This window comes from Geodermatophilus dictyosporus (genome assembly GCF_900115505.1).
In the GTDB taxonomy this organism is placed as follows: Bacteria; Actinomycetota; Actinomycetes; order Mycobacteriales; family Geodermatophilaceae; genus Geodermatophilus; species Geodermatophilus dictyosporus.
In genome coordinates, this window is the sequence record NZ_FOWQ01000006.1 from 172,384 (window position 1) to 198,972 (window position 26,589).

At 72.8% G+C, this 26,589-nt stretch carries 27 protein-coding genes and 1 tRNA gene; 9 read left to right on the forward strand and 19 right to left on the reverse strand.

The annotated features are described in order from the left end of the window. Positions 1 to 890 precede the first annotated feature (890 nt). From BMZ33_RS15610 to BMZ33_RS15645, 7 genes are all read right to left on the reverse strand, one after another. Positions 891 to 1,307, reverse strand: coding sequence for a protein NO VEIN domain-containing protein (locus tag BMZ33_RS15610; RefSeq protein ID WP_169064398.1), 417 nt, complete (start codon positions 1,305 to 1,307; stop codon positions 891 to 893). Between the two features lie 93 nt (positions 1,308 to 1,400). Continuing rightward, positions 1,401 to 1,916 carry a DUF3427 domain-containing protein gene (locus BMZ33_RS15615; RefSeq protein ID WP_091112409.1) on the reverse strand — a complete coding sequence of 172 codons (516 nt, stop codon included), beginning with the start codon at positions 1,914 to 1,916 and terminating at the stop codon, positions 1,401 to 1,403. 796 nt (positions 1,917 to 2,712) lie between these two features. Further along, entirely contained in the window at positions 2,713 to 3,180 is a 468-nt protein-coding gene (locus BMZ33_RS15625; RefSeq protein WP_091112416.1) for a hypothetical protein, read from the reverse strand. A 5-nt stretch (positions 3,181 to 3,185) separates the two neighbouring features. Further along, positions 3,186 to 3,512 (reverse strand): MazG-like family protein, encoded by a 327-nt coding sequence (locus BMZ33_RS24695; RefSeq protein ID WP_425283688.1) that lies wholly within the window; start codon positions 3,510 to 3,512, stop codon positions 3,186 to 3,188. Between the two features lie 171 nt (positions 3,513 to 3,683). Continuing rightward, entirely contained in the window at positions 3,684 to 5,294 is a 1,611-nt protein-coding gene (locus BMZ33_RS15635; RefSeq protein ID WP_091112419.1) for a ParB N-terminal domain-containing protein, read from the reverse strand. A 44-nt stretch (positions 5,295 to 5,338) separates the two neighbouring features. Then, positions 5,339 to 5,635, reverse strand: coding sequence for a GIY-YIG nuclease family protein (locus tag BMZ33_RS15640; RefSeq protein ID WP_136697311.1), 297 nt, complete (start codon positions 5,633 to 5,635; stop codon positions 5,339 to 5,341). A 74-nt stretch (positions 5,636 to 5,709) separates the two neighbouring features. Further along, complete coding sequence (locus BMZ33_RS15645; protein WP_136697312.1) at positions 5,710 to 6,072, reverse strand: hypothetical protein; 363 nt, start codon at positions 6,070 to 6,072, stop codon at positions 5,710 to 5,712. A 348-nt stretch (positions 6,073 to 6,420) separates the two neighbouring features. Here BMZ33_RS15645 and BMZ33_RS15650 point away from each other — a divergent pair, with 348 nt between their 5' ends. Then, on the forward strand, positions 6,421 to 7,659 hold the full coding sequence (locus BMZ33_RS15650) for a tyrosine-type recombinase/integrase (protein ID WP_091112430.1): 1,239 nt from the start codon (positions 6,421 to 6,423) through the stop codon (positions 7,657 to 7,659). Between the two features lie 68 nt (positions 7,660 to 7,727). On the opposite strand, the gene BMZ33_RS15655 is transcribed toward BMZ33_RS15650, so the two are convergent. Continuing rightward, positions 7,728 to 7,800: transfer RNA gene (locus BMZ33_RS15655), tRNA-Arg, on the reverse strand. 184 nt (positions 7,801 to 7,984) lie between these two features. Between BMZ33_RS15655 and BMZ33_RS15660 the strand changes: the two genes are divergently transcribed. The 5 genes from BMZ33_RS15660 (at position 7,985) to BMZ33_RS15680 (ending at position 13,236) form a co-directional block, all read left to right on the forward strand. Beyond that, a complete protein-coding gene (locus BMZ33_RS15660) occupies positions 7,985 to 8,551 on the forward strand; it encodes a single-stranded DNA-binding protein (RefSeq protein ID WP_091112433.1) in 567 nt (188 codons plus the stop codon). 99 nt (positions 8,552 to 8,650) lie between these two features. Continuing rightward, the gene (gene ettA, locus BMZ33_RS15665) at positions 8,651 to 10,321 is read left to right on the forward strand and encodes an energy-dependent translational throttle protein EttA (protein WP_091112437.1); all 1,671 of its coding nucleotides are present in this window, start codon (positions 8,651 to 8,653) and stop codon (positions 10,319 to 10,321) included. A gap of 322 nt (positions 10,322 to 10,643) precedes the next feature. Then, positions 10,644 to 11,060, forward strand: coding sequence for an acyl-CoA thioesterase (locus BMZ33_RS15670; RefSeq protein WP_091112756.1), 417 nt, complete (start codon positions 10,644 to 10,646; stop codon positions 11,058 to 11,060). Beyond that, positions 11,057 to 12,082, forward strand: coding sequence for an AMP-binding protein (locus BMZ33_RS15675; RefSeq protein WP_169064401.1), 1,026 nt, complete (start codon positions 11,057 to 11,059; stop codon positions 12,080 to 12,082). Before BMZ33_RS15670 ends, BMZ33_RS15675 begins: the two co-directional genes overlap by 4 nt. Further along, the gene (locus BMZ33_RS15680) at positions 12,079 to 13,236 is read left to right on the forward strand and encodes a thiolase family protein (protein ID WP_169064402.1); all 1,158 of its coding nucleotides are present in this window, start codon (positions 12,079 to 12,081) and stop codon (positions 13,234 to 13,236) included. The genes BMZ33_RS15675 and BMZ33_RS15680 overlap by 4 nt, the downstream gene beginning before the upstream one ends. A 27-nt stretch (positions 13,237 to 13,263) precedes the next feature. Here the strand turns inward: BMZ33_RS15680 and BMZ33_RS15685 are convergent, their stop codons facing one another. The 5 genes from BMZ33_RS15685 to BMZ33_RS15705 form a co-directional block, all read right to left on the reverse strand. Continuing rightward, positions 13,264 to 13,704 (reverse strand): YccF domain-containing protein, encoded by a 441-nt coding sequence (locus BMZ33_RS15685; protein WP_091112441.1) that lies wholly within the window; start codon positions 13,702 to 13,704, stop codon positions 13,264 to 13,266. An 86-nt stretch (positions 13,705 to 13,790) separates the two neighbouring features. Continuing rightward, complete coding sequence (locus BMZ33_RS15690) at positions 13,791 to 14,324, reverse strand: MOSC domain-containing protein (RefSeq protein WP_169064403.1); 534 nt, start codon at positions 14,322 to 14,324, stop codon at positions 13,791 to 13,793. Beyond that, positions 14,321 to 14,971 carry an energy-coupling factor transporter transmembrane component T family protein gene (locus tag BMZ33_RS15695; protein WP_091112445.1) on the reverse strand — a complete coding sequence of 217 codons (651 nt, stop codon included), beginning with the start codon at positions 14,969 to 14,971 and terminating at the stop codon, positions 14,321 to 14,323. The genes BMZ33_RS15690 and BMZ33_RS15695 overlap by 4 nt, the downstream gene beginning before the upstream one ends. Continuing rightward, on the reverse strand, positions 14,968 to 15,708 hold the full coding sequence (locus tag BMZ33_RS15700) for an energy-coupling factor ABC transporter ATP-binding protein (RefSeq protein WP_091112449.1): 741 nt from the start codon (positions 15,706 to 15,708) through the stop codon (positions 14,968 to 14,970). Before BMZ33_RS15700 ends, BMZ33_RS15695 begins: the two co-directional genes overlap by 4 nt. Then, positions 15,705 to 16,268, reverse strand: coding sequence for a biotin transporter BioY (locus tag BMZ33_RS15705; protein ID WP_091112453.1), 564 nt, complete (start codon positions 16,266 to 16,268; stop codon positions 15,705 to 15,707). The genes BMZ33_RS15700 and BMZ33_RS15705 overlap by 4 nt, the downstream gene beginning before the upstream one ends. 532 nt (positions 16,269 to 16,800) lie before the next feature. On the opposite strand from BMZ33_RS15705, the gene BMZ33_RS15710 reads away from it, so the two are divergent. Further along, entirely contained in the window at positions 16,801 to 17,169 is a 369-nt protein-coding gene (locus BMZ33_RS15710; RefSeq protein ID WP_091112456.1) for a hypothetical protein, read from the forward strand. 66 nt (positions 17,170 to 17,235) lie between these two features. Here BMZ33_RS15710 and BMZ33_RS15715 read toward each other — a convergent pair whose 3' ends face one another. From BMZ33_RS15715 to BMZ33_RS15735, 5 genes are all read right to left on the reverse strand, one after another. Then, the gene (locus tag BMZ33_RS15715) at positions 17,236 to 18,747 is read right to left on the reverse strand and encodes an ATP-binding cassette domain-containing protein (RefSeq protein WP_091112770.1); all 1,512 of its coding nucleotides are present in this window, start codon (positions 18,745 to 18,747) and stop codon (positions 17,236 to 17,238) included. 140 nt (positions 18,748 to 18,887) lie between these two features. Beyond that, a complete protein-coding gene (locus tag BMZ33_RS15720; protein WP_091112462.1) occupies positions 18,888 to 19,286 on the reverse strand; it encodes a globin in 399 nt (132 codons plus the stop codon). Then, positions 19,283 to 20,563 carry an MFS transporter gene (locus tag BMZ33_RS15725; RefSeq protein WP_136697313.1) on the reverse strand — a complete coding sequence of 427 codons (1,281 nt, stop codon included), beginning with the start codon at positions 20,561 to 20,563 and terminating at the stop codon, positions 19,283 to 19,285. Before BMZ33_RS15725 ends, BMZ33_RS15720 begins: the two co-directional genes overlap by 4 nt. Then, positions 20,560 to 21,555 carry a mechanosensitive ion channel family protein gene (locus tag BMZ33_RS15730; protein ID WP_169064404.1) on the reverse strand — a complete coding sequence of 332 codons (996 nt, stop codon included), beginning with the start codon at positions 21,553 to 21,555 and terminating at the stop codon, positions 20,560 to 20,562. Before BMZ33_RS15730 ends, BMZ33_RS15725 begins: the two co-directional genes overlap by 4 nt. A gap of 35 nt (positions 21,556 to 21,590) precedes the next feature. Beyond that, positions 21,591 to 23,696: a prolyl oligopeptidase family serine peptidase gene (locus tag BMZ33_RS15735; protein WP_091112780.1), complete on the reverse strand. Its 2,106-nt coding sequence runs from the start codon at positions 23,694 to 23,696 to the stop codon at positions 21,591 to 21,593. 141 nt (positions 23,697 to 23,837) lie between these two features. Between BMZ33_RS15735 and BMZ33_RS15740 the strand changes: the two genes are divergently transcribed. Next, positions 23,838 to 24,443, forward strand: coding sequence for an HNH endonuclease (locus BMZ33_RS15740; RefSeq protein WP_169064405.1), 606 nt, complete (start codon positions 23,838 to 23,840; stop codon positions 24,441 to 24,443). Further along, complete coding sequence (locus tag BMZ33_RS15745) at positions 24,440 to 25,300, forward strand: SCO6745 family protein (RefSeq protein ID WP_091112465.1); 861 nt, start codon at positions 24,440 to 24,442, stop codon at positions 25,298 to 25,300. Before BMZ33_RS15740 ends, BMZ33_RS15745 begins: the two co-directional genes overlap by 4 nt. Positions 25,301 to 25,310: 10 nt before the next feature. On the opposite strand, the gene kynU is transcribed toward BMZ33_RS15745, so the two are convergent. Then, positions 25,311 to 26,564, reverse strand: coding sequence for a kynureninase (kynU, locus tag BMZ33_RS15750; RefSeq protein ID WP_091112469.1), 1,254 nt, complete (start codon positions 26,562 to 26,564; stop codon positions 25,311 to 25,313). Positions 26,565 to 26,589 lie beyond the last annotated feature (25 nt).

The window sequence follows — 26,589 nt, forward strand, 5'->3', positions numbered from 1 at the left end:
TGCCAGGCTTGTAGAGATCTACACCTGAGTGATTACTAGGGTGTCTGAACTGCGGATGAAGTTCGTCGTCCGCAGCAAACACTGCATGGGCCAGTTCGTGGGCAGCGTAGAAGATCGCAACTGCGGCCCAGGAAACGGCTACGTGCGCACCTAGCATCGCTTCCGCCGACTCAAAGTGGCTCAGTCCTCGTGCTACGTGCTCCTGAGAGTCTGACACGAGGTCAGATCTTACGCCCTGGAGGCGCCGCACTCCCCCTCGTACAAGTAGCTAGCGTCTACCAAGACTGTGAGGCGACATTCGTCCTCGAAGTGCGATAGAATCCCCGATACCCCATCACGGAGTCGCGCGTCCGCGTCACGTGGTAGGACCAGCACGACGGTGAGGACGTTACGGCTCGAGTCGTGCGATGCCTCGATGACGTCCACGTGAAGCTCTTTAAGCTTCGGCACGGTATCGTTGCCGAACGCAGCCATGATGGCTGTATCTTGTATGTCCTCTATCATGGGGCTCCCCAGCACGCGGCGGACTCTACCCGGACGGGCGTTGACTGCAACCTAGGTCCGCTACATCGGCGGGCCATGCCGTGGACTTGAGGTGCTGGTCGGGTGTGCCGTCGCTCTTCGGGGTGACCTGTGACCCCCTGCAGCCGGTCCGACGCCCCTGCATCTTTGAGGCGGACGGTGAGGGCCGCGCGCAGTGGCTGCGTCCTCCGACGGCCATCCGAACGCGACGTGAGACCGCGAGCTCCCGCGCAAGGCCAACCCCGTTGCGCGTAGTGACCGCCCTGGCTACGTCCGGCGTCCGCCATGGCGGCGGTGAGCTATTGGGCCGCAGAGCGTCAAGTGTCTGTATTCGACCGATGCTCGGCCGACTTCTCAGGCAGCGTAGCTCAACCCACGAGAAAAGCCCGATACTGGCTCGGGACCAGATCGAAAACCGCCGACAATGGGCCCGGAATACGGTAACACCCAGCGCTTTTGTTCCGCGAATCATACTGGAAGACCCGAACCAGTTCGAAGCTGTCCGGGTGCGCTTCGCTGAAGGCGACTTCATTCGGGCTAACAAAAAAGGCCGACGCGGCACCGTTGCGGGTTGTCTTCACCTCTAAGTGGCGCGCCCGTCCGTCTTCGGCAAACGACCTGATGTCGTAGCCCGCACCATCACCCTCTATGACCGACACGTGCACGACTCGTGAGGCGAGGTCGGGACGCCCTGCCTCTTTCAGCCGCCGGCGCTCGGCATGTAAAACGAGTTTCTCGCCGGCCTGGCCAAGGGCCTTGTTCCGCGCGTCCTGGTCAGGGTGCAACGCTATCTTAACGGCTCTGAATTGCACTGTCTTGGAGGGCCCTGGCGTGCTTCCAGCGGGGGGAGCGTGCTCAATTAGTCTTTACAAGGCGCCTTAGATGTCCTGCGGCGGGGAGGTAGCGGGCGAAGGAGGCTCACCCGTGGCGATGAGCTGTAAGCCCATGTAGCGGATCGTCTCCCGCGGCACCGGCCAACCCAGGAGCTGCCACTGGAAATGAACTGGCTGTTCCCTGTCTCCATCATGGGTCAGGTATGCCAAAGGTCCCATGTAGGTATAGGGAGCACGTGCTCGCGTTCGAAGAAACAGGTGTATTGTCTCACACCGATCGTCGTGCTCGATTAGGCTCTTCACGATTGGACTGTCCAGCCGCTGTTGAGGTTGCGACTGCCATGACAACACCCCGTCTTCTGTGATGGACTCATCGAAGGCATACTCCCCTTGCACACGTCCGAAGGTTACGAAGAACACGAATGAGTTGGGCCCCTCCGGAAGCCGCACGATGCCGTGCAAGCCCCAGCTCCCGGATTGAGGCGTGAATGTCGTGTCGGGCGAGAAGATGTCGTGAACTTGCTCCCGGGTGTAGGTCTGCCAAAGCTTCAAGGTTTTCATGCCTTACCTCCATCACGTCGAACCGCATATGCCAGGACATCTATCCACACCGCGTGTTTCTTTACCTATACAGGAACTACCTCCTGGACGTACGTCGCTGGGGCGTCTCCGCTGGCGAAGGGCTCAGGTTCTGGGAGGTCGGTATGCCATCAAGTCCACGGTCGAGCGTGCCTTCGTCGCGTCGTTGGCGCGAGGGGGCGACGCTTCAAAGGCCCAAATCCTGCCCCATACGGCCAGGCCAGGTCAGGAGGACGCCGGCTGCTGCGCAGACGTGGACCCAGCGAGGGTCCCGTGGGGCTCGCTCCGTTACGAGAACAGCCTTCACCGTCATGTTGGGCCGCGCTGCGCAGTAGCTCCAGTGATAGTCGAGCACCTGGCCGAGTCCGAGCCTGATTTGGTCAGCCTCGTTGTCTGCGGTCAAGCTCTTGACCTCCGCCACGTACGTGCAGGCGGACGTCATCCAGCTGATGTCGAAGTTCAACCCACCGTCCGGGTACAGCGGCTCTCCTCCGTTCGCCTCGATAAGTCGGTGAAGCGTGCGAACGACGGTCTGATGAGCCGCCGTGCCCCGCTCCAGCGCCTCCCAGTTCGGCGTGAACGTCTCGCTCCGCTGGCTCAATCCGTTGATCTCGGGAGGCGGCCCTGTGCGCCCGATCGCCCCGGAGCCGGGCGGCATCGTCCCCGAGGAACCAACCCCGCGCGTGCCGCACTTTGCCCATCGGTTGACGACCGGGTATGGGCGAGACGCCGGGTAAGACTCCATCAAAGACCGCTCGAGCGGTCGTCCCGAGCGCCGTCATGTCATGAAGCTGAGCCCAGGATGCCGCAAAGTCAGATAGAACACCTCGTAAAACGCCGGTCCACGGGCGTCTGCCTTTGGAACGAGTTGGAAGTCGCGCAGAGAGTAAATGTAGTCCCAGTCTGCGCCGCTCGGCCAAATAAAGCTGTTGCCTGGCCAGTGAACCTTCGAGGTCACGAAGCCGTAAGCGTAGACCTGGCCGTTGCCGTAGAAGAGGACAAGGTCGTCCGGCTGGATGGCGGGCCACACCCGCTGGCCGATGTGGTTGTTGCTTAGAGCCCAGATGTGGGCGGCCCCTGTGGGGTGTGCGCGGAGGAAGTTCGTGAGTGACACCTGGCCGGCGGCCTGCTGCTGGACGGCGCCCGCGAGATCGAACGGCTGGTGCAGGGTCACGAGGAAGTTGTCCTGGGCCGACAACTTCTGTTCAGGGCGACCGTAGGGCTGGGTCAAGACGTTGACGGGCACTGCGACTACTCCCTCGCGTCGTCGCCACCTGCGGCAGGTAGCTGGGTGTACTTCTCACTGTTGCCTCGGCTGCGTTCCACCGGGTAGCGGGCACGGTTCTTCGCCAGTTTCCGTCGGATGGCCGAGGTGATGTCGACACCAGTTACATCGGCAAGCCTAAGCGCGTAGATGAACACGTCGGCGAGTTCGTCTTCGAACCCGACCCGTCTCGCGGGCAAGGCAAGGTGCTGGTCAACTTGCGCGTCGGGGACCCACTGCAGCTCTGCAGCGAGTTCCCCACCTCGCCGACAAGGGCGAGGACGAGGTTCCGCGGAAGGTGGAACTGCTCCCACTCCCGCTCACTGGAGAGGGCACGGATCTCATCGAGGAGGACGCGGAGCGTTTCGTCGGAGGCCACAGTTCATGTGTAGCCGGCGACCTTCAATGTTCGGCGTGCGCACAGTCGAGGGAGCCGAAGTGGCTCCCTTGACTGTGCCTGAGCCAACGAGGTGCGTGTCCGCCGGTCAGATCTGAGCTGGCAGGCTCAGCTGATCGGGCTCGATGGCCTTGCCGTTCCAGTCGTAGACGAGCTCCTTGTCGTTGACGAGCGTGTGGCGCGCCATCCGAAGGTCGTCGAGGAGCTCGTTGCGCACCTCGACGGTGAGAGCGTCGTGGAGAAGGTGCCGGAGCAGCAGCACGGCGGTGTGCTTGCGGTCGGTGGCCATGGTCCCGCGGTAGGGGTCATAGGTGACGCCGTACCAGGGGCTGATGGGGCTGCTGACGTTGCCAAAGCCGCCGGCGCGGTCGTAGTTGTCGAGACGGGTGAACAGCTTGTTCAGCGTCTCCTGCGGCCCGTTGGGGTGGTTGTGCATGTGGCCGAGGGCGGCGGCGAGGATCTGCTGACCGATCGGGCGCAGCAGCAGGTGCCCGTCGCCGTTCGGCGGGAAGTCCCGCAGGCTGTCGATCTTGGTGCCGCTCGCGATGGCCTTGAACGCCGGCAGCTGACTGATGTGGTCGAGGAGGTCGTTCATCTCCAGGACGGCGTCGTTGATCTCGTGCTCCATCGGCCGCAAGGGGACCTCCTTGGGGCTGTCTGGCACCCAGGAGGCGTAGGAGCCGGTGGGCTTGAGGTAGTCCTCGACCATCGCGATCAGGGTGACGCTGCTGGTGATCCAGTGGCTGCCGGCCGGTAGGGCGTTGGTCTTCCAGTTGATGCGGTCGCCGGGGTGATCCTTGCGGAACAGCTTGTGATTGAAGGCCAGCCGCTTGGCCACGAGGGCGAAGCCGTTGTCCTCGTCGAGGATCGAGATCTCCCCCTTGGTGGGGGGCTGAGCGGTCTTGTTGACGTGGACGAACACCGAGCGGACCCGGATGCGGGCGTCCTCGCGGGTCTCGCCCTCCAGGACAGCGGGGATGAACTCCACGCCCATGGACTCGTCCATGATGCCGGCGATGTCGGCGTCGTCGATGCGGTAGAGCTCCATCAGGTCGTCCTTCTTTCGGACCTTCTTCCCTTCGGTGCCGTCGGCCTTCTTCTCGACGAGCATCCCGGTCATGGTCAGCTCCTCGAGCCCCTTGATGCCGAGGTAGCGGTGAGAGCCGTCGATGACGTAGCAGGTGACCCCCTTGGCCAGATCGAGAACGGCGACGCTGCCGTCCGGGGTGAGGAAGTCGAGCGGCATGGAGGTCCTCCGGGCGCGCCCCTCCTCGTCCCACTCGGGCGCCTCGAGGTTGTCGACCCAGTGCTCCTGAACCACGACGAGCATGGGCGGGAACTTCCGGCGGGGCTGGCGGAAGAGGTAGAGAGTCATCATGGTCTGGCGTAGCCAGTTCGGAGCCCGCTGCTGCAAGTCCTGGACGGACTCCTCGTCGATCTTGAACTTGCCGGACTTCTTGTCGACGTACTTCTTGAACAGCGGGAGCTGGGTGAACAGCAGCAGGTTCTGCGCGATCCAGCGGAACGAGACGCCGCCGATGTAGGAGGCGGCGCGGCCCATCTCGAGCCGCTGGACCAGGAAGCGGCTCTGGCCGCGCAGCTTGTCCTGCAGGATCGCCTGCACGATCTGGGTCTTCTGCTTTTCGGCCTCCGCGATCGCGTCGAGGTCGAATGCGGACAGGGGGTCGGTCTTGGGCATGAGACGTACCTCTTCTCTCAGTTGTGGTTGACCGTGGTGGACGGTCAGTTCTTGCGGCGGCGGTTGCCGGCGCGGCGGTTCGCGGCGGGCTTGAGGGCGTCGATGAGGTCGGCCTCGATCTCGTCCAACTCCTCGAGGGGCGCGGCGGTCCACCAGAACTCGCAGCTCTCCTGGTAGCGGAGCGCATCAAGTCCCGGGTTGGGTTCCGACCAGTGGTTGTGCTCGACGTAGCGGCGGCGGAGGTTGTTGCTCTGGCCGGCGTAGAGCCACTCGCAGGTCATCGGGAGGCCGTGGATCTTGCTGACCTTGGCGATCACGTAGATCCCACTGCTCGCCGGCACGGCACCCTCAAGGCCGGCTCCGTACTGGCAGGTGTGCCAGCGGAGCCTGCGCCGCGGCCGGGACGTGGCGGCGCTCACCACGACACCAGGCCGTGGGCCGCGAGGTAGTCCATCTCGGCGGCGAGGACCGCGAGGGTCTCTTCCTGCGGGATGGCGAGCGTGGCCTCGACGTGCGCGGCGATCTCGTCGTCGTTGACCTCAGGGGGGTGACCCCTGAGGTCGTCGCGGTCGTACCAAAGCCAGGCCGGCTCCGGGCCGTCGATCAGGCCGAGCGCGTACATGTACTCGTGCTCGACGGCCAGGACAGTGGTCACTAGGACGGGCTCCAAGCCTGTCGCGCGGACCACATATTCAGCGAGGGCCTCGGGGTTGATCGTCTTCATCGCATACCTCCACGCTAGTAGCTCGACGACGGTAGCTAGCAGTGAGATGTGCACTCTTTGCGCTAGCAAGACAACAGTGGCACAGCTCTTGGCCCTCGTCAAGCATTTGTGACAGCTCGGCGCGTCCTAGCGCTAGGATTGTGGCTCCTGAGGCGTGTCGACCGCCGCCCCTAGGTCACCCTGCGTCAGCTAGCCGACGCCCAGTTGGGGACGCCCGGTAACGTGCTCCCGGGCTAGGCCGCCTCGTTGGTCGTGATCGCGGATCTCGCAGGCCGCACTGGGTCGGTCGCGCGATGAGCACGTTTCAACGGGTATGACTGCTCACCGAGTAGACACGGGACACGTCCCGTGGTGGCACGTGGTGCTACCTGACTACCCGTTACCCCCGTAGCGTCGGCTGCCATGGGCAGAAGGGCGCTGAAGCTAGGGGAGCGCGGCGAGGTTGAGGTCACCCCTCAACGCCGCGACGAGTCGGGGAAGTGGAAGAAGGCCTCGAACAGTCGAAGTGCGCAGCGGTGGCGTGCGCGCTGCTACTACCGGGGGTACGACGGAGTACAGCGTGAACTTTCCCGAGTCGCCGCCACGAAGACCAAGGCACTGGCAGCGCTGGACGTCGGCATCGCCGAGCGGTTGAACAGCGTCGGGGACGTACCGATGAGCGCGGCGATGCCTTTTGTGGCCGCCGGGAACGTGTGGCTCGCCGGCATCCGGCGCACCGACTCCGGTCTAAGTCCTCGCACCGTCGAGGACTACGGGCGCACCTTCATCCGATACGTCGACAAGGCCGGTTCCTCGGTGCGCGGGCTGACCTTGACCGAGGCCAACAACCCCCAGCGACTCCGCACCTTCCTGCAGACCGTTGCCGACAACCACGGCACCGGGGCGGCCGCAGCCGCTCGGTCCGTGCTGATGGGCATCCTGAACCTCGCCGTCGACAACGGCACACTGCTCACCAACGCCATGCGCCAGGTTCGCGTCGTGAAGTCGCAGAGGGTTCACCGGCGACGGGAAGGCCGCGAAGCTCGCGACATGACCCGGGCCTTTACCCGTGAGGAACGGGATTCGCTCATCGCCCACGGTGACAAGCACGCCCTTGCGGAGGACGTGCTCCCACAGACGGCCCGGAAGCGTCAGGCCGTCGCGGACCTAGCGGCCTTCATGGCCTACACCGGTGTCCGCATCACCGAGGCCCGTTCCCTCCGGTGGGAAGACGTGGACCTGGAGTCGGACGGGCCGGGGCACCAGCCGAGCGTCCTGATCAAGGGGACGAAGTCCAAGTCTTCCCGGCGCCGCCTACCCCTGCCCACGAGTCTGGCTGTCAGGCTTCGTCGGCGTACGGAACAGGCCGGTGGAACCGGCTACGTTTTCGCGTCTCCTCACATGGCAGACACGGAGCGGGCGTGGGACCAATCGAACTGCGCCAAGGCGCTGGCGCAACTGTTCCTCGAGGCCGGACTCTCGTGGGCGGTTCCGCATACCTTCCGCCGCACCGTGGCCAGCCTGCTCCACGAGCGCGGGGTACCACTGGTGCAGATCGCTGATCAGCTCGGCCACGCCGACCCGGCCATGACTGCTCGGGTGTATCTCGGGCGTGACCTGATGGGTGACGGGCAGTCGGTCGCCGAGGCCCTTGATGGGTAACTATTACGGTAACGAACTATGGCTTAGCCACTCGTCGTCCACAAAACGCCAGACGGAAAGCCCGGAGGCGCGCCCGGCAGGGATCGAACCTGCGACCAAGTGCTTAGAAGGCACCTGCTCTATCCGCTGAGCTACGGGCGCTCGGGCGCCGATGATGACACCTCCCGGCGACCGGCCGCGCCCCGCCACCGACACAGCGGGGTCGTGCCGTCCACAGGGCCGGCCCCGTCCACAGCCCGCGCGCGGTGCCGCCCGCGGGCTCCCGGCGGGGTGAGGGTCGACCCGGGCCGGCGCGGTGCCGGTCCCCGAGGAACCGAGGAGCACCGTGAACGACACGCACGTCACCATGGTCGGCAACGTCGTCGACTCGCCCCGCCGCGTCAGCCTGCAGAACGGCGCGGTCACCAACTTCCGCCTGGCCTCCACCGCCCGGCGCTTCGACAACCAGAGCCAGGCGTTCGTCGACGCCGGCACCTTCTGGGTCGACGTCGAGTGCTGGAACGACCTGTCCGGCAACGTCTCCGGCAGCGTCAGCAAGGGCGACCCGGTCATCGTCCAGGGCACGCTCACCACGCACAGCTGGGAGGGGGAGAGCGGCCGGCGCAGCACCCCGCGCATCCGCGCCCTGGCCGTCGGCCACAACCTGTCCCGCGGCACCGGGGTGTTCCGGCGCACCCGGTCGGAGCGGCCGGGTGCGCCGCTGCCCGCGGGGGACGGCGACCTGCGCGGCGGCGACCTGCGCGGCGACGACCTGCCCGGCGACGCCCTGCCCGGCGACGCCCTGAGCGGGCACGAGGCCGGCCTCGTCCGCGGGCGGGACTACGAGACGGCCCCCGAGACGTTGCACGACCTGGACACCCGCGACCTCACCGCGGAGCCCGCGCACGTCTAGTCGCCCGGGCTGGGAGGATCGGCGGGGAGAACGCACGCGGGCGGGCCGGCACCCCCGGCCCGCCCGCCACTCGCGAATCGACGGAAGGCCCCCAAGCCAGTGGCTCAGTACATCTACTCCATGGTCCGTGCCCGCAAGGCGCACGGCGACAAGGTGATCCTCGACGACGTCACCCTGTCGTTCCTGCCCGGCGCGAAGATCGGCGTCGTCGGGCCCAACGGCGCCGGCAAGTCCACGGTGCTGCAGATCATGGCCGGTCTGCAGCAGCCCTCGAACGGCGACGTGGTGCTCGCGCCCGACGCCACCGTCGGCATCCTGCTGCAGGAGCCGCCGCTCAACGAGGAGCTCGACGTGCGCGGCAACGTCGAGGAGGCGGTCAAGCCGCTGCGCGACGCGCTGACCCGCTTCGAGGAGGTCAGCGCGGCGATGGGGGAGCCCGACGCCGACTTCGACGCACTGCTGACCGAGCAGGGCGAGCTCATGGAGGTCATCGAGCAGCACGACGGCTGGGAGCTCGACGCCCGCATCGAGCAGGCGATGGACGCGCTGCGCTGCCCGCCCGGCGACGCCGACGTCACCGTCCTCTCCGGTGGCGAGCGCCGCCGCGTCGCGCTGTGCCGGCTGCTGCTCGAGGCGCCCGACCTGCTGCTGCTCGACGAGCCCACCAACCACCTCGACGCCGAGAGCGTGGCGTGGCTGGAGCAGCACCTGGAGAAGTACGCCGGCACCGTCGTCGCCGTCACCCACGACCGGTACTTCCTCGACAACGTCGCCCAGTGGATCCTCGAGCTCGACCGCGGCCGGGCCTATCCCTACGAGGGCAACTACTCCACGTACCTCGAGACCAAGGCCGCCCGCCTGAAGGTCGAGGGCGCCAAGGACGCCAAGCGGCAGAAGCGGCTCAAGGAGGAGCTGGAGTGGGTCCGCTCCGGCGCCAAGGCCCGCCAGGCCAAGAGCAAGGCCCGCCTCGCCCGCTACGAGGAGATGGCCGCCGAGGCCGACAAGTTCCGGAAGCTGGACTTCGAGGAGATCCAGATCCCGCCGGGCCCGCGCCTGGGCAACGTCGTCGTCGAGACCGCCGACCTCACCAAGGGCTTCGGCGACCGTCTCCTCATCGACGACCTGACGTTCACGCTGCCGCGCAACGGCATCGTCGGCGTCGTCGGTCCCAACGGCGCCGGCAAGACCACCCTGTTCAAGATGCTGGTCGGTGAGGAGAAGCCCGACGACGGCGACATCAAGGTCGGCGAGACCGTCAAGATCGCCTACGTCGAGCAGAGCCGCGGCGGCATCGACCCCAGGAAGACGCTGTGGGAGGTCGTCTCCGACGGGCTCGACCACATCAAGGTCGGCAACGTCGAGATGCCCTCGCGGGCCTACGTCGCGGCGTTCGGGTTCAAGGGCCCCGACCAGCAGAAGCCGGCCGGTGTTCTCTCCGGCGGTGAGCGCAACCGGCTGAACCTGGCGCTGACCCTGAAGCAGGGCGGCAACCTGCTGCTGCTCGACGAGCCCACCAACGACCTCGACGTCGAGACCCTGACCAGCCTCGAGTCGGCGCTGCTGGAGTTCCCCGGCTGTGCCGTGGTGGTCAGCCACGACCGGTGGTTCCTCGACCGCGTGGCCACCCACATCCTCGCCTACGAGGGCGAGTCGAAGTGGTTCTGGTTCGAGGGCAACTTCGCCGACTACGAGAAGAACAAGGTCGAGCGGCTGGGCCCGGAGGCGGCGCGCCCGCACCGCGCCACCTACCGCAAGCTGTCCCGCGACTGAGGAAGGACCCCTCCGCCCCACCGCCCGCACGCTCGCGGCGGGCCCCTGCGGAGGGGCCGTTCCAGCAGGTCGCCAGGTCGGCGGCGGGCCCTCGCGGAGGGGCCCATCCAGCACCTCACCGACGGCCGGTCGGAGCACGCGCTCCGGCCGGCCGTCGGCGTCTCGTCGGCATGCCCGACGGCAGCCAGGGTGCGGTGTGTGCACGTCCCGCGGTCGGATCGGGTCCGAGGGCGCGGTACGTGCACACCGCGTCGTCCCAGCGTCCACGACGGCACCGTGGGCGCAGTGGGCCCCTCCGGCGGGATGCGGCAGGGTGGGCGCCGTGCGGTACACGGTGCAGGTCCCGATGCGCTGGTCGGACATGGACGCCTACGGCCACGTCAACAACGTCGTCCACCTGCAGTACTTCGAGATGGCGCGCGTCGCGCTCTTCTTCGAGCGCGCCTCGCTGGAGGAGCGCACCGGCCTGCGCCGGGGGACGGTCGTCGCCGCCCACGACATCCAGTACAAGCGGCCGGTCGTCTACTCCGCGCGCCCGCTGGACGTGCAGGTCTGGGTGTCCGGCATCCGCGCCGCCGCCTTCACCTGCCACTACGAGGTCTTCGACCACGAGCAGCTCGCCGTCACCGGCAGCACGCTGCTGGTCCCGTTCGACTTCTCGATCGACCGGCCGCGGCGGCTGACGCCCGACGAGAAGGAGTTCCTCACCCGCTGGGCCGACGGGCCCGCCGCCCCGTGACCGCGCAGCCGCCGGGCGCGCGCCCCCCGGTCGTCGACGTCTCCGCCGCCGCGGACCCGGTCGCGGCCTTCCTCGACGCCGCCGAGCGCGGCCACCTCGTGGCCCTCCGGACGTCGGGCACCACCGGCCGGGCGCGGGCCGTCGTCCGCACCCCCGCCTCGTGGACCCGCTCCTTCCCGCACGTCTCCCGGCTGGCCGGCCTGGACGCCGGAGCCCGCGTGTGGGTCCCCGGCCCCCTCGCCGCGACGATGAACCTCTTCGCCGTCGTGCACGCCCGCTGGGTCGGCGCCACGGTCGTGGCCGCACCGGAGCAGGCCACGCACGCGCACCTGACCCCCGCCGCGCTCGTCGCCGCGCTGGCCGCCGGGACCGACCTGCGCGGCCGCACCGTCGTCGTCGCCGGTGACCGGCTGGCCCGGCGGGTGGCCGACCGCGCCGCCGCGGCCGGCGCCCGCGTCCACCACTACTACGGAGCGGCGGAGCTGTCCTTCGTCGCCTGGGGCAGCGCCGAGGACGACCTGCGGCTGTTCCCCGGCGTGACGGCGCAGGTGCGTGCCGGCCGGCTGTGGGTGCGCTCGCCCTGGCTCGCGCTCGGCTACGACGGCCCCGACGGCCCGTTCGAGCGGGACGACGACGGGTTCGCCACCGTCGGTGACCGCGGCCGCCTCGACGGGGCGTCGCTCACCGTCCGCGGCCGCGGCTGCGACGCCGTCGTCACCGCCGGTGCGACCGTGCTGGTCGACGACGTCGAGTCGGTCCTGCGCCACGCCACCGGCGGCGACGTCGTGGTCGTGGGGGTGCCGCACCCGCGCCTGGGCGCGGTGGTCACCGCCGTGCTCGCCGACCCCGCCCTGCTGCCGGCCGCCCGGGCCGCTGCGCGCGCCGGTCTCGCGCCGGCCGAGCGGCCGCACCGGTGGCTGCACGCGCCCGCCTTCCCGCTCACCCCCGGCGGCAAGGTCGACCGGGCCGCGCTCGCCGCGCTGGCGGCCTCCGGGGCACTGGCGCCGGCGGCCCGGGCGTGAGCGGGCCCGCCACCGACCTCCCCGTGCTGGTGGACGCGCTGCGGACGCCGATCGGCACGGCCGGCCGGTCGCTGGCCCGCCTGACCGCCCCGGACCTCGCCGCGCCGCTCGTCGCCGCCCTCGCCGGCCGGCTGGACCGGTGCGGGATCGCGCCGGGCGACGTCCGGGACGTCGTCCTCGGCAACTGCACCGGTCCCGGCGGCGACGTGGCCCGGGTGGCCGCGCTGCAGGCCGGCCTGCCCGTCTCCGTGCCCGGTCTCACCGTCGACCGGCAGTGCGGCAGCGGGCTGGCCGCGATCGCCGTCGCCGCGGCGCTGGTGCGCGGCGAGCCGGGCGTGGTCCTCGCCGGGGGCGTGGAGTCGGCCTCGACCGCGCCGTGGCGCTCCTGGCCCCCGGAGGACGGCGGCGGGCCGGTGCGCTACGAGCGGGCACCGTTCGCGCCGGCCGCCCTCGGTGACCCGGACATGGGCCCGGCGGCCGACCTGCTCGCCCGGGACCGCGGCGTCTCCCGCGAGGAGCAGGACCGGTACGCGGCCCGGTCGCACGCCCGCGCCGTCACCACCCGGCGCGACGGGGGCTTCGACGACGAGATCCTCCCCGTGGCCGGCGTCACCCGCGACGACCGCCCCCGCGCCGGGCTGACCGTCGAGCGGCTGGCCCGGCTGCGCCCCGCCTTCCGGCCCGGCGGCACCGTCACCGCCGGCAACGCCTGCGGCGTCAACGACGGGTCCGCGCTGGTCGCCGTGGTCGACGCCGGCACGCACCGCCGGCTGGGCGTCCCGGGTCTGCGGGTGCTCGCCACCGCCACGGCCGGGGTGGACCCGACCCGGCCGGGGCGCGGCCTGGTGCCTGCCACCCGGCTGGCGCTCGACCGGGCCGGGGTGACCCTCGACGAGATCGACGTCGTCGAGCTCAACGAGGCCTTCGCCGGTCAGGTCCTCGCCTGCTGCACCGAGCTGGACCTGGACCCCGAGCGGGTCTGTCCCGAGGGAGGAGCACTCGCCCTCGGCCACCCGTGGGGGGCGTCCGGTGCCGTCCTCGCCGTCCGGCTGTTCTCCCAGCTCGTCCGCCGCCCGGGCGGCCGGCTCGGCCTGGCGGCCATCGCCGTGGGCGGCGGCCAGGGCGTCGCGATGGTCGTCGAGGCCTGCGGCTGAGGCCGCCGGCCGCCCCCACGTGCCGGCTCAGCGGGCCGGCGCCCCCTGCACCACACCGCTGCCGGCGTGCAGCCAGTCGCGCGGCGGCGCGGTGTCGACCACCCGCTTGCCCAGCGGGAACAGCCCGACGGCGGCGAGCTTGAACGACGCGATGCCGAACGGGATGCCGACGACCGTCAGGCAGAAGCCGATGCCGGCCAGGACGTGGACGAGCGCCAGCCACCAGCCGGCCACCAGGAACCAGACCAGGTTGCCCAGCGCCGAGGGGACCCCCGCGCCGGGCGCGCGCACCGTCGTCCGCCCGAAGGGCCACACGACGAAGCCCGCGAGGCGGAACGCGGCGATGCCGAACGGGATGGTCACGACGAACACGCAGGCGACGACCCCGGCGAGGGCGTAGGCCAGCGCGAGCAGCCAGCCCTGCAGGACCAGCCAGACGAGGTTGAGCAGCGTGCGGAGGGTGTCCACACCTGTTCCACGGGCCGGCGGCACGGGAGGTTCCGCACGCGCAGGGTGGCGCGCACCGCCCCCGCGGTGGCCGGCGGCCGCCTCCCTCAGCCGGCCACCGGGCGGGGGACCGGCCGGTCGGCACCCGTGGGCGCGCCGCGCTCGGCCGCCTCCTCCTCCGGCACCGGCCGGACGGCGGCGCCCTCGGCGATCCGGGCGCCGACGAACACGCCCGCGTTCACCCCGCCGCGGTGCACCATCGCCTTGACCAGCCGCGCGCCGGTGAGCCGCTCGAGGTGGGTGCACGGCGGGCAGCGCTTGGCACCGAAGAGCAGCGCGTCGCCGACGGCGAACCAGCGGCCCACCAGGGAGGGCAGGTCGACGCCGGTGGTCACCAGGTTGCGGCGGGTGTCGCCGGGCGTCAGCGGGGCGCCCACCTCGGCGGCGACCGCGGCGACGTCGGCGGCGTCGATCAGCGTCAGCTGCTTCTCCAGGTCGGGGTACTGCGCCCACGTGCCGCCGCCGAGGGCGTAGCGGTCGCCCTCCAGCCCGCGGCCGGCCAGCAGCCGCGCGGAGGCCACCCGCCGCATCGGCGCGGCCGCCGTCGGGGTCAGCCAGATCTCGGTGAGCGTGCCGGTCACGGGGCCTCCTGGGGGCGGTGGCGGGGGGACGGGTCGTCGTCGGCGCCGCGGGCGTCGAGCGCCTCGCTGACGTCGTGGGCCATCTGCAGCACCTGCACCAGCAGCGGCGCGACCGTCGTCCGCAGGGCCCGGACCCCGCGGGCGGAGCCGCCGCGGGCGGCCTGGGCGGCGCGGATCCGGTCGGCGCGCTCGACGAGCACCGGGATGAACCGCAGCGCCATCGCGACGGCCAGCCCCACCCGGGCCGGCCGGACGCCGACCAGCCGCAGCGGGGTGCACAGCGCCTCGACCACCCGGACCATCTCGCTCACCCGGGTCGTCGCCGTCACCACGGCCGCGGCCAGCACCAGCGTGAGCAGCCGCAGCGCGACGTGCGCGCCGGTGCGCAGGTCGGTGGTCAGCGCGTGCACCGCCAGCAGCGCTCCGAGCCACCACACCACCGCCCGCGCCTGCCGGGCCAGCACGGCCACCGGCAGCCGGGCCACGAGCAGCCCGACGGCGACCACCCCCGCCAGCGCGGCGCCGGCGGCCGCCACCGAGGGCAGCGCGAACAGCGCGACCGCCAGGACGACGAGGGCGAGCAGCTTGACCGCGGCCGGGAGCCGGTGCACCACGCCGGCCCCGGGGACGTAGAGGGCGAGGGTCACCGGAGCGCCATCAGCGCGCGGTAGGCGGCCACCGCCGGGCCCGGTGCGGCGTCCTCGACCACGCGGCCGCCGTCGACCACCAGCACCCGGTCGAACCCGTCCAGCAGGTCGAGCTGGTGGGTCACCACGACCACCTGCTGCTCGAGCCCCGCGATCACGTCGGCCACCCGGCGGGCGTTGATCAGGTCCAGCAGCGTGGTCGGCTCGTCGAACACGACGCGGGCCGGGCGCATGACCAGCACCCCGGCGATGGCCAGCAGCTGCTTCTGCCCGCCCGAGAGCAGGTGCGCGGGGTGGTCGGCGTGCCCGGCCAGGCCGTAGCGCGCCAGCACCTCGGCGACGCGGGCGGCGCGCTCGCCGGGCGGCACGCCCTGGTTCTCCAGCCCGTAGGCGACGTCCTCGGCCACCGTGGGGTGCACGATCTGCGCGTCGGGGTCCTGGAAGACGAAGCCCACGCGGCGCCGCACGGCGCGCACCTGGGTGCGGGTGTCCAGCCCGTCGACGAGCACCCGGCCCTCGGTGGGCACGACCAGGCCGTTGAGCAGCCGGGCGAGGGTGCTCTTGCCCGACCCGTTGGCCCCGACGACCCCGACCCGCGCCTCGGTCAGCGTCAGGTCGATGCCGTCGAGCACCACCCGCTCCCCGTACCGGTGCCCGACGCCGCGCAGCTCGATGCCGCGCGCGGGGTCGGCGGCGTCGTCCGCGGCGGGCGCCGCGCCGGGACGGCGGAACCTCACCGGGCGCCGGCGGCCCGCCGGGGACGCTCGATGACGGGGTAGCTGCGCCGGACCACGTCGGCGATCGCCGCGGCGACGAAGGCCTTGAACAGGTCACCCGGGACGAACAGCGCGGCGCCGGTCCAGAGCGCCTCGCCCCACGCCAGCCCGGTGACGACCTTGAGCACGGGGACGCCGACGGCGTAGATGACGACGATGCCGCCGACGACGTTGACCAGCGTGCCGACCAGGACGTTGTAGCGGTCCCAGGTGCGCTCGGTCAGCCGGCCGACGACGTACGCGGCGACCGGCCAGCTGAGCAGGTAGCCGGCCGTCGGCCCGGCGAGGACACCGAGGCCGCCCCGGCCGCCGGCCAGCAGCGGCAGGCCGGCCGCCACCAGCACGAGGAACAGCAGCACGGCGAGGAAGCCGCGGCGACCGCCCAGGACGGCGCCGGCCAGCATCACGCCGAGCGTCTGCGCGGTGATCGGCACCGGGCCGACGGGGATGGCCGGCAGGGTCCCCAGCACCGCGAGGATCGCGGCGAAGAGGGCGACGTAGGCGAGGTCCCGGGTCTTCACGGTGTCTCCTCCACAGGCAGCGGGCAGGGCCCGCGCGGACTCGGCGGAAGGTACCCGAGGGCCGAGCGGCGGCGGTCGCCGGGCACGTCCCGGGACCGCCCGGACGCGGTCGCCGACGGTGGCGGGGCGCTCACCTGCAGACACGCCGGTCGGTTTGCCGGGCCCGCCCGGCCCGTGTTGTCTGGGGTTCCCGAGCCCCTCGGCGAAGGCGGGACACGGCATGGCAACCGGGTGGTGGGCGTCCCTGTGGTCCCGGGGGCGCTCCGCACCGAGCGAGCTCCCCCCGGGGCCGCCTCGGGAGCCCGAGGGCGGGACACCGCCGGCCACGGCTCCCCGCCCGCTCTCCGCCGACGCCGAGGTGACCGCGCACCGCGCCCCGGCCGGGGCGACGCGCGTCCGGGCGGCCCCGGCGCCGCCCGTGCACACCGCCCGCCGACAGACGTCCGGTCCGTCCGGTCGAGCCGGGTCGCCCGCCGACCCGGTGAGCAGCACCCCGCTGCGCTTCCCCCTCCAGAGGACAGGAGCTCCATCCGTGGCACAGCTCGACAACGTCATCGCCGACCTGCTCGCCATCGAGGGCGCCAACGGCGCCGCGATCGTCGACATCGACAGCGGCATGGCCCTCGCCGCCGGCGGCACGCCCGGTTTCGACCTCAACGTCGCCGCCGCCGGCAACTCCAACGTCGTGCGCGCCAAGCTGCGCACGATCAACGACCTCGAGCTCAAGGACGAGGTCGAGGACATCCTCATCACCCTGCAGAGCCAGTACCACCTCATCAACGTGCTCAAGGGGCAGGGCAACGCCGGCCTGTTCATCTACCTCGTGCTCAACCGGGTGACCGCGAACCTGGCGCTGGCCCGGCACAAGCTGCGCGCGGTCGCGGCCACCGTGGCCGTCTGACGGTCCTCGGCACCCGCCCCGGACGGGGCCGGGGCGGGTGCCGGACGGCAGGCCCGGCGGAGCCGGCTACGCGGCGGCGGTGGCGGCCTCGACGATGCGCTCGCGCACGGAGTCCAGGGCGAGCTCGCCGGTGTCGATCCACCGGGCGACGCGGCCGCCGGCCACGATGCCGACCCGGTCGCAGCACTCGGCCAGCTCGTCGGGGTCCACCGACACCACGACGACCGAGGTGCCGTGCGCGGTGGCGTCGTCGAGCAGCTGGCGCACCTGGCGGCGGGCCCGGACGTCGAGCCCGCGGGTGGGCTCGTGCAGCACGACCACGTCGCGCGCGGAGGACATCCAGCGGGCCAGCGCCAGCTTGTGCTGGTCGCCGCCGGACAGCGCCCCGAAGACGGTGCGGATGCTCAGCGTCTTGACGTCCATCTGGTGCACGGTCCGGATGACCTCGCGCAGCGTCGCGATCTCCTTGCGCAGGTCGGTGAGCGAGCCCCAGGCCTCCTGGGTGAGGGTGCGGGCGATGGTCTCGCCGGGGTCGACCCCGTAGGCGTCCTCGTCGGGGCGGTAGACCGGCAGCCGCAGCGCCCCGGTGTCGGCCGAGGGCTCACCGTGCAGCTCGATCTCGTCGGTGATCGCCGGCAGCTCCCCGGACAGCGCGTCGGCGATCTCGCGGACGCCGGAGGAGCGGTGCCCGGTCAGCCCGACGACCTCGCCGCGGTGCAGCAGCAGGTCCACGCCCTCGACGCGGCCGGGCACGCGCAGGTTGCGCACCCGCAGGGCCACCTCGTCCGACGGCACGGGGCGGGCCGGTGCGGGTGCCGCGACGTCGTCGGGCACCGCGGCCACGGTCTCCCGGCGCACCGGGACCGACACCGGCTCGCCCACCGTCTCGGCGGCCAGCCGGACCGGGTCGAGCTCCCCGCTCGGGCTGTCCAGGGCGATCCGCCCCTCGCGCAGCACCAGCACCCGGTCGACGACCTCGAGCATCTCGGGCAGCCGGTGGCTGATGTAGAGCACGCCGCGGCCCTGCCGGCTCAGCCGGCCGGCGACGGCGTGCAGGCCGGTGACCTCGGAGGGCAGCAGCGCCGCCGACACCTCGTCGAGCACGACCAGCCGGGTGTCCTCGGCCAGCACGCGCGCGGTCTCGATCAGGCCGTGCACGAAGTGCGGCAGCTCGCCGACGAGGGTGTCGGGGTCGACGTCGAGGGTGACCTCGGCCAGCAGCACCTGGGCCTGCCGCCGCAGCTCCTCCTGCGGGCGGCCGGCCTGCGCCGTGCCGCGGAAGACGGCCCGGGCGACGGTGAGCGACGGGTCGATCCGGACCAGCTGCTCGACCACGCCGACGCCGACGTGGCGGGCGTCCGCGGCCGACAGCGGCGCGTAGGGGTGGCCCAACAGCGTCATGCGCCCGGAGTCGGCGGGGGTGATGCCCGCCACGATGTCGCCGAGGGTGGACTTGCCCGCCCCGTTGGTGCCGACGAGGCCGACGATCTCGCCCTCCGCGATGCCGAAGGACACCTCCCGCAGGACGCGGCGGGCGCCGAACGACTTCGTCAGGCCCTCGACCTGCAGCAACGTCATCGACGAGCGGACCTCCCCCGACAGGGCCACCGAACAGGCGTCGGCCGACCGTGCGTCAGCGTCCCCCGCGACGCTCCGTCACGGGACGCATGCTACCCGCGGGCCGCCGGGCCGGCTCCGTGATCAGGCCGGCACGGCGCCTACCGGTTCTGCATGCTGTGCGCGGCCATCTCCATGTACCCCCAGAGCGTGGCGTCCTGCTCCTCGGTCAGCCCGAGGGAGTCGACGGCGTCGCGCATGTGCCGCAGCCACGCGTCGCGCTCCACCGGGCCGATCGCGAAGGGCGCGTGCCGCATGCGCAGCCGCGGGTGCCCGCGCTCCTGCGAGTAGGTGGTGGGCCCGCCCCAGTACTGCTCGAGGAACCGGCGCAACCGGGTCTCGGCACCCTCCCAGTCGTCCTGGGGGTACAGCGGGGCGAGGACGGGGTCGGACCGGACGCCGGCGTAGAACCGGGCGACCAGCCGCCGGAAGGTCGGCTCGCCGCCGACCTCCTCGTAGAAGGTCCGTGCCGAGGGCAGGGACCGGCTCGCCTGGCTCATGACACCGATGGTCCCCCAGCCGGGCCGTCCCCTGCCACGGCGGGCCGGGTGCGCGCGAAGCCCAGCAGCGGCGGGACGACGGCGATCAGGCCGAGGCCACCGGCCAGCGCGACGACGGCGCCCGGCGGCACCCGCTCGGCGGCCAGGCCCGCGCTGAGGGCGCCCAGGCCCTGGACGCCGTAGAGGCCGCTCACGGCCACCCCGAAGGCCCGCCCGCGGTAGGCCGAGGGCACCGCCTGGACGAAGGAGACGTTGAGCGGGATGGACCACGAGGCGCCCAGCCCGGCCACGAACAGCAGCGCGACGACGAGCGTGTAGACCCCCCGCCCGGGTCCGGCCGCGACGGCGACGAGGCCGGCCAGCAGCAGCGGCGCCAGGGACAGCGCCACCAGCACCGGCATGAACCGCTCGCTGCGCGCCGTCCCCAGCACGCGGGCGACCACCAGCCCGCCGATGGTGACGCCGAGCGGGTTGGCCGCCAGCAGCACGCCGAGCTGGGCGGGCCCCTCGCCGAGGGAGTCGGTGAGGGGGACGGCGATGCCCTCGGCGGCGTTGGCGAACATGGTGCCGGTCCACAGCAGCGCGATGATCGCCAGCAGGCGGGGGTTGCGGCCGATGAGGCGCAGGCCCCCCGCGGTGTCCTGCCACACCGACGACGGCTCCGCGGCGTCCCCGACCGGCGTGGGCCGGCGGTCGAGCGTGGCGGCGAGCCAGACGGCGGAGACGACGAAGGTGGCCGCGTCGAGGAGCAGCACGACCGACGGGCTGAGCACGGTCACCAGCCCGCCGGCGACCACGAAGCCGACCACCTGCGCCACCTGCAGGCTCACGTTCGTCAGCGACGTCGCCACCGCGTAGCGCTCGCCCTCGAGGACGTCGGCCATCAGCGCCGAGCGCGCCGACTCGAACGGCGGGCCGAGCAGCGAGACCAGCAGCAGCAGGCCCAGCAGCACCGGCAGCGGCGTCCCGGGGACCGCCATCCCGGCGACCAGCACGGCGCGGACGACGTCGCTGGCGATGAGGACCCGGTGCCGCGGGAACCGGTCGGCGACGGTGGACAGCACCGGGCCGCCGACCGCCCACGGCAGGAAGCTCATCGCGAAGGTCAGCGCGGCCAGCAGCGGCGAGTCGGTGCGCTGGTAGACCAGGACGGTCAGGGCCACGCGGGCGAGCTCGTCACCGATCGTCGACAGCGTGTAGGTGCCGAACAGCGGCCGGAACTCGCGGACGGCGAAGACCTCCCTGAAGGTGGCCGGCCGTGGGTCGGCCTCGCTCACCGGGCGCCGGCCGCGGTGCTCGCGGCGCCGATCAGCGGCGGCGGCGTCCGGATGCCCTCGGCGACGAAGCGCTCCTTGAGGCGCATGCGCAGCTCGCGGCCGACCCGCCACTGGTCGGCGTTGGTCGAGCGCACCTGCACCCGCATGAAGACGCCCTCCGCGGTGATCTGCTCGACGCCCAGGGACTCCGGCTCGGCCAGCAGGACCGCCGCCCACTCCTCCTCGCCGTACATCGCGTCGGCGACCTCCTGCATCACCCGGCGGCAGCGCTCGAGGTCGGTGTCGTGGGCGACGGGCATGTCGATGACCACCTGGGCGTAGCCCTGGCTCTTGTTGCCCACCCGGAGGATCTCGCCGTTGCGGGCGTACCAGACGACGCCGTTGACGTCGCGCAGCCGGGTGATCCGCAGGCCCACCGCCTCCACGGTGCCGCTGGCCTCGCCCAGGTCGACGACGTCCCCGACGCCGTACTGGTCCTCGAGGATGATCCCGATCCCGGCGATGAAGTCCTTGATGAGGTTCTGCGCGCCGAAGCCGAGGGCCACGCCGACCACGCCGGCGCTGGCCACGATCGGCGCCAGGTTGATGCCCAGCTCGCCGAGGACGAGCACGACGGCGATGCCCATGATCACGAACGAGGCGAAGCTGCGCAGCACCGAGCCGATCGCCTCGGCCCGCTGCGTGCGCCGCGCGGCGATCTGCTCCAGCGGGTCGGCCGCGCCGGCCGAGCGGTTGCGCAGCGGCCGCAGGATCGTCGGCATCGCGCCGGTGGCGGTGCGGTCGGTGAGCTGGCGGACCGCCCGGTGCACGAGGTGGCGGACGCCGAACGCGAGCAGCAGGACGAGCAGGATCCTGGCCGGCTTCTCGATCAGCGCCTCGGCGTTGTTGGCCAGCCAGTCCAGCCCGGACAGCTCGTACACCTTGGCGCACAGCGTCGTCGGGTCCTCGACGCAGTCAGGGACGCTCTCGGCGAGCGCGCTGTCGGCGGCCATCACGGACGGTAGAGCAGTCATCACTCACCATCGTGTCAGAGGGATCCGGTACTGCCAGGACCCGCCGCGCCCCAGTCGGTCACACCGGTGGCGGCGGCGAGGAAGGCCAGCTGGTCGGCGGCCAGGCCCACCGTGCGGCTCACCGCCCGGGCGCCGTGGCCCACCGCCGTCTCCCGGCGCAGCACCACCGGCGCCTCGGCGGAGGTGGCCGCCTGCAGCGCGGCGGCGAGCTTGCGGGCGTGCAGCGGGTCGACGCGGGTGTCGGACTCGAAGGTGGTGAACAGCGTCGCCGGGTAGGCGGTGCCCTCGCGGACCGCGTGGTACGGGGAGTAGCCCAGCAGCCAGCCGAGCTCGACCGGGTCGTCGGCGGTGCCGTACTCGTCGTTCCAGGTGCGGCCCAGGCCGAAGCGCTCGTAGCGGACCATGTCCAGCAGCGGCGCGCTGCAGACCACGCCCGCGACGAGGTCGGGCCGCTGGGTGAGCGTGGCGCCCACCAGCAGCCCGCCGTTCGAGCCGCCCATGACCGCCAGTCGCGCGGGCGTCGTCCAGCCCTCGGCGACCAGGTGCTCACCGGCGGCGGCGAAGTCGTCGAAGACGTTCTGCTTGCGCTCGCGCATGCCCGCGCGGTGCCACTCCTCGCCGTGCTCGGAGCCGCCGCGCAGGTTGGCCACCGCCCACACCCCGCCGGCGGCGACCCAGGCCAGCGCCTGCGCCGAGTAGGCCGGGGTGAGGGACACGTCGAAGCCGCCGTAGCCGTAGAGCACCGTCGGCCGCGGGGTGTCCGGCGCGCCGGTCGCCGACAGGACGAAGAGGTGCACCGGCGTCCCGTCGCGCGAGGTGGCGTGCGTCTCGACGACGGTCACCTCCGGCACGTCGCCGGCGACGGGCGCGCGCTCGTCCTCCACCAACGCCGTGGGCGCAGCGGCGTCCCAGCGCAGCACCGACGGCGGGGTGGAGTAGTCGGTGTAGCCGACCCACGCCGTCGTCCCGCCCTCCGGCGGTGCGCTGACGCCCGAGACGCTGCCCGGCGGGAGTCCGCTCACGTCGGCCAGCCGTCCCGAGCCGTCACCGGCCCAGACCGAGAGCCGGTCGGTGGCGTCGACGGAGTGGACGGCGAGCACCTGCAGCGACCCGTCGGCGCCGTCGACCAGGGCGACGTCGGAGAGCACGCCCTCGCCTGACTCCGGGACGACGTCGGCCCAGCGCTCCGGGGTCCAGGTCGCGGGGTCGGCGGGGTCGGCGACGGCCAGCCGCCAGCGGGGGGTGCCGCGGTCGCTCATCAGCCACAGGCGGCCGTCGCGGGCGACCCAGGCGGCGGTCTGCGCGTCGACGCCGACCTGCAGGTCCCGCAGGCTGCCGTCGCCGGCCAGGTCGGCCAGCCACACGTCGTCGCGCGGCGCGGTGCCGGCCGAGGCGGAGACGACCAGCCAGCGGCCGTCGGCGCTGACCCGGACGCCGTAGTAGTTGGTCGGGTCGAGACCCTCGCCGTGCACCAGGACGTCGCCGGCGGGGTCGGCGCCGACGTGGTGGCGCCACACCCGCCGGTGGAACTGCTCCTCGCCCGCGGGGACCTGGTCCGGGGCGAGGCGGCGGACGTAGTACAGCTCCTCGCCGCCGGGCAGCCAGGCGACGGGGGAGTAGCGGCAGCGGTCCACCGGGCCGTCGAGGCGCTCGCCGGTGGCGACGTCGAGCACGAACAGCCGCGACTCCTCGTCGCCGCCGGTGGACAGCTGGTAGGCCAGCCGGTCGCCCTCCCAGGACGGCGACCAGGCGTCGAGCGTCGTCGTCCCCGACGGGTCGACCGCCATCGGGTCGACGAGCACCCGCACGGTGCCGTCGGGCTCGCGGACCCGCAGCACCGCGTGCTCCTGGCCGGGGTCGCGGCGCGTGGAGAAGGCCCGGCCGCCGCGGTGCACCGGGACGCCGACCGCGCCGGCGTGCACGAGCCGCTCCAGGCGGGCGGCGAGGCCCGCGCGGGCCGGGAGCCTGCCGAGGACGTCGGTGGCGAGCGCGTCCTGGGCAGCCGTCCACGCACGGGTGCGCGGGTCGTCGGGGTCCTCGAGCCAGCGGTAGGGGTCGGCGACGCGGTGGCCGTGCAGGTCCTCGACGAGGTCGAGCCGCTCGGCGTGGGGAGGGCGCACCCGGCCCACCGTAAACACCGTCCGGCGGGGTCCCGGGACGTGCCACCGGCTCCCCCGCGCGCCGGAGGGCCTGGCCAGGGCAGGATGGGGAGGCCCGCGGGCCGCCCCGGTACGGCGGTCCGGGGCGTCCGGAGGTGATCCGTGCCGCGTACAGCGCCCGGGTCGGTCGTGGGCCAGCCAGGTCCGCGCCGCGACCCCGTCCCCCGCCCCCGGCTGCCCGTGCCCTCGTCCGGCACGACGTCGGCGACGCTGCTGCTCAACGCCACCTACGAGCCGCTGTGCGTGGTCTCCAGCCGCCGCGCCATCGTCCTCGTGCTGGCCGACAAGGCGGTGCCGGTGGACACCGCCGCCGAGGTCGTGCACGCCGAGCGGGTGAGCCTGGCCGTGCCCGTCGTCGTCCGGCTGACCCGGTACGTGCGGGTGCCCTACCCGGCGCAGGTGCCGCTGTCGCGCCGCGCGGTGTTCACCCGCGACGGGCAGACCTGCGTCTACTGCGGCGGGTCGGCCACGAGCATCGACCACGTCGTACCGCGCAGCCGCGGCGGCACGCACACCTGGGACAACGTGGTGGCCGCCTGCCGCCGGTGCAACCACACCAAGGCCGACCGGTCGCTGGCCGAGCTCGGCTGGAAGCTGCCGCACCCGCCGCACACCCCCAGCGGCGCGGCCTGGCGGCTGCTCGGCGCGCGCACCGTCGACCCCCGCTGGCGCGAGTGGCTCGGCGTGCCCGAGAGCGTCTCCGCGTGACCAGCCCCGGCACCGCGCGGCGGCTGTGGGCGCTCGGGGAGCCGTACCACGCGGTCACCTACTTCGCCGACGAGGCGCGGGCCGCGGGCGGGGCCACCGGCCTGCGCGGCTTCTGGTCGGTCTACTTCGCGCAGCGGGCGGCGCCGCTCGGGCCGGTCGGCGCGGAGGTGGTGACGGCGACCTTCTACAACTTCGCGCCGTCCTTCGTCGCGCGGCGGGTGCCGGACGTGTGGTCCTCGACCACTCCGGCCGCGGCGCTGGAGGCCCGGCTGAGCGGGGTGGACGGCGCCGTCCGCCGCGTGCTGGGGGAGTGGGCCGACTCGCCGGAGGCCGCCGAGGCCGCGCGGCTGGCCGGTGCCGCGGCCGCCGCGGTGGACCTGCCGGGGCGGCCGCTGGCGGCGGCCAACGCCGGGCTGGAGGTCCCCGGCGAGCCGCACCTGGCGCTGTGGCAGGCGCTCACGACCCTGCGCGAGCACCGCGGCGACGGGCACAGCGCGGCACTGCTGGACCGTGAGGTGTCCGGGGTCGGGGCGCACGTGCTCGCGGCCGCGGCGGGCCGCAGCGACCGCGAGTGGCTGCAGCGGGCCCGGGGCTGGGACGACGGGGAGTGGACGGCGGCCGCCGACGAGCTCGCCGCCCGCGGCTGGCTCGACGGCGCGGAGCTCAGCGCCGAGGGCCTGGCGATGGTCACCGCGATCGAGGCCGACACCGACCGGCTGGCGCTGCGGCCGTGGCGGGCGCTCGGCGACACCGGGTGCGACCGGCTGGCCGAGCTGCTGGTGCCGCTGCGCCGCGCCGTCGTCACCGCGGGGCTGTTCCCCGACCGCAACCCGATCGGCGCCCCCGACCCGGAGTGACCCTCGTGGATCACGTGACGCGGGTGCGCTCCTCGGGGTAGGCGCGCCACCCGCCGTCCTGCAGGAGCGCGCGGAACCGGTCGACGGCGTCCCACACGTCGACGAAGCGCGTGTAGAGCGGCGCCGGGCCCAGCCGCACCCGGTCGGGCGTCCGGAAGTCGGGGACCACCCCGCGGTCGACCAGCGCCCGCGTCAGCTGCCAGGCGTGCGGGTGGGCCAGCGTGACGTGCGCGCCCCGCCGCGCGCCGTCCCGCGGGCTGGCCAGCGCCACCCCGTGCGGCGCCAGGTGCTCGTCGGCCAGCGCCACCAGCAGCGCGGACATCGCCCGCCCCTTGGCCGCCAGCCGACCGATCCCGGCCTCGGCCACCAGCCGCGCGCCGACCTCCACCGCGGCGGCGGCCAGCACCGGCGGCGTCCCGGCGGCGAACCGGTCGATGCCCGGCGCCGGGTCGTAGGCCGGGCCCATCTCGAACTGGTCCCGCTGGCCGAACCAGCCCCAGATCGGCTGGCGCAGCTGCTCCTGCAGCTCCCGCCGCACGAAGAGGAAGGCCGGCGCCCCCGGCCCGCCGTTGAGGTACTTGTACGTGCAGCCGACGGCGAGGTCGACGTCGTTCGCGGCCAGGTCGACCTCCACCGCGCCGACGGCGTGCGAGAGGTCCCAGACCACCAGCGCCCCGGCGGCCCGCGCGGCCGACGTCACCGCGGCGACGTCGGCCAGCGCGCCGGAGCGGTAGGCCACCGCCGACAGCACGACGACGGTGACCCGCTCGTCCAGCGCGGCGTACAGCACCGCGGGGTCGAGGCCCTCGTCGACGTCGGCCGGCACCTCCCGGACCGCCATGCCGCGCGCCGCGGCCACCCCGGCGACCACGTAGCGGTCGGTGGGGAAGTCGTCGGCGCAGCAGACCAGCACGTCGCGGCCCGGCCGGGCGTCCGCGGCGGCCACCAGGAGTTTGTAGAGGTCGACCGTCGTCGAGTCCGACAGCAGCACCTCGCCCGGCCGCGCGCCCAGGACCCCGGTGCCGATGACGTCGCCGACGCGCGTGCCGACGTCGATCCACGACCTCCACGAGCCGACCAGGCCGCGGCCCCACTCCTGCTCGGCCACCCGGGCCAGCGCCGCCGGGGTCTCCAGAGGCATCCGGCCCAGCGAGTTGCCGTCGAGGTAGAGCAGCCCGTCGTCGACGCCGGCGAAGCGGTCGCGGAAGCCGGCCAGCGGGTCGGCGGCGTCGAGCGCCTCGGCGGCGGAGCGCGTGAGGTCCACGGGGCCTGTCTACCGCGCGGCGCTA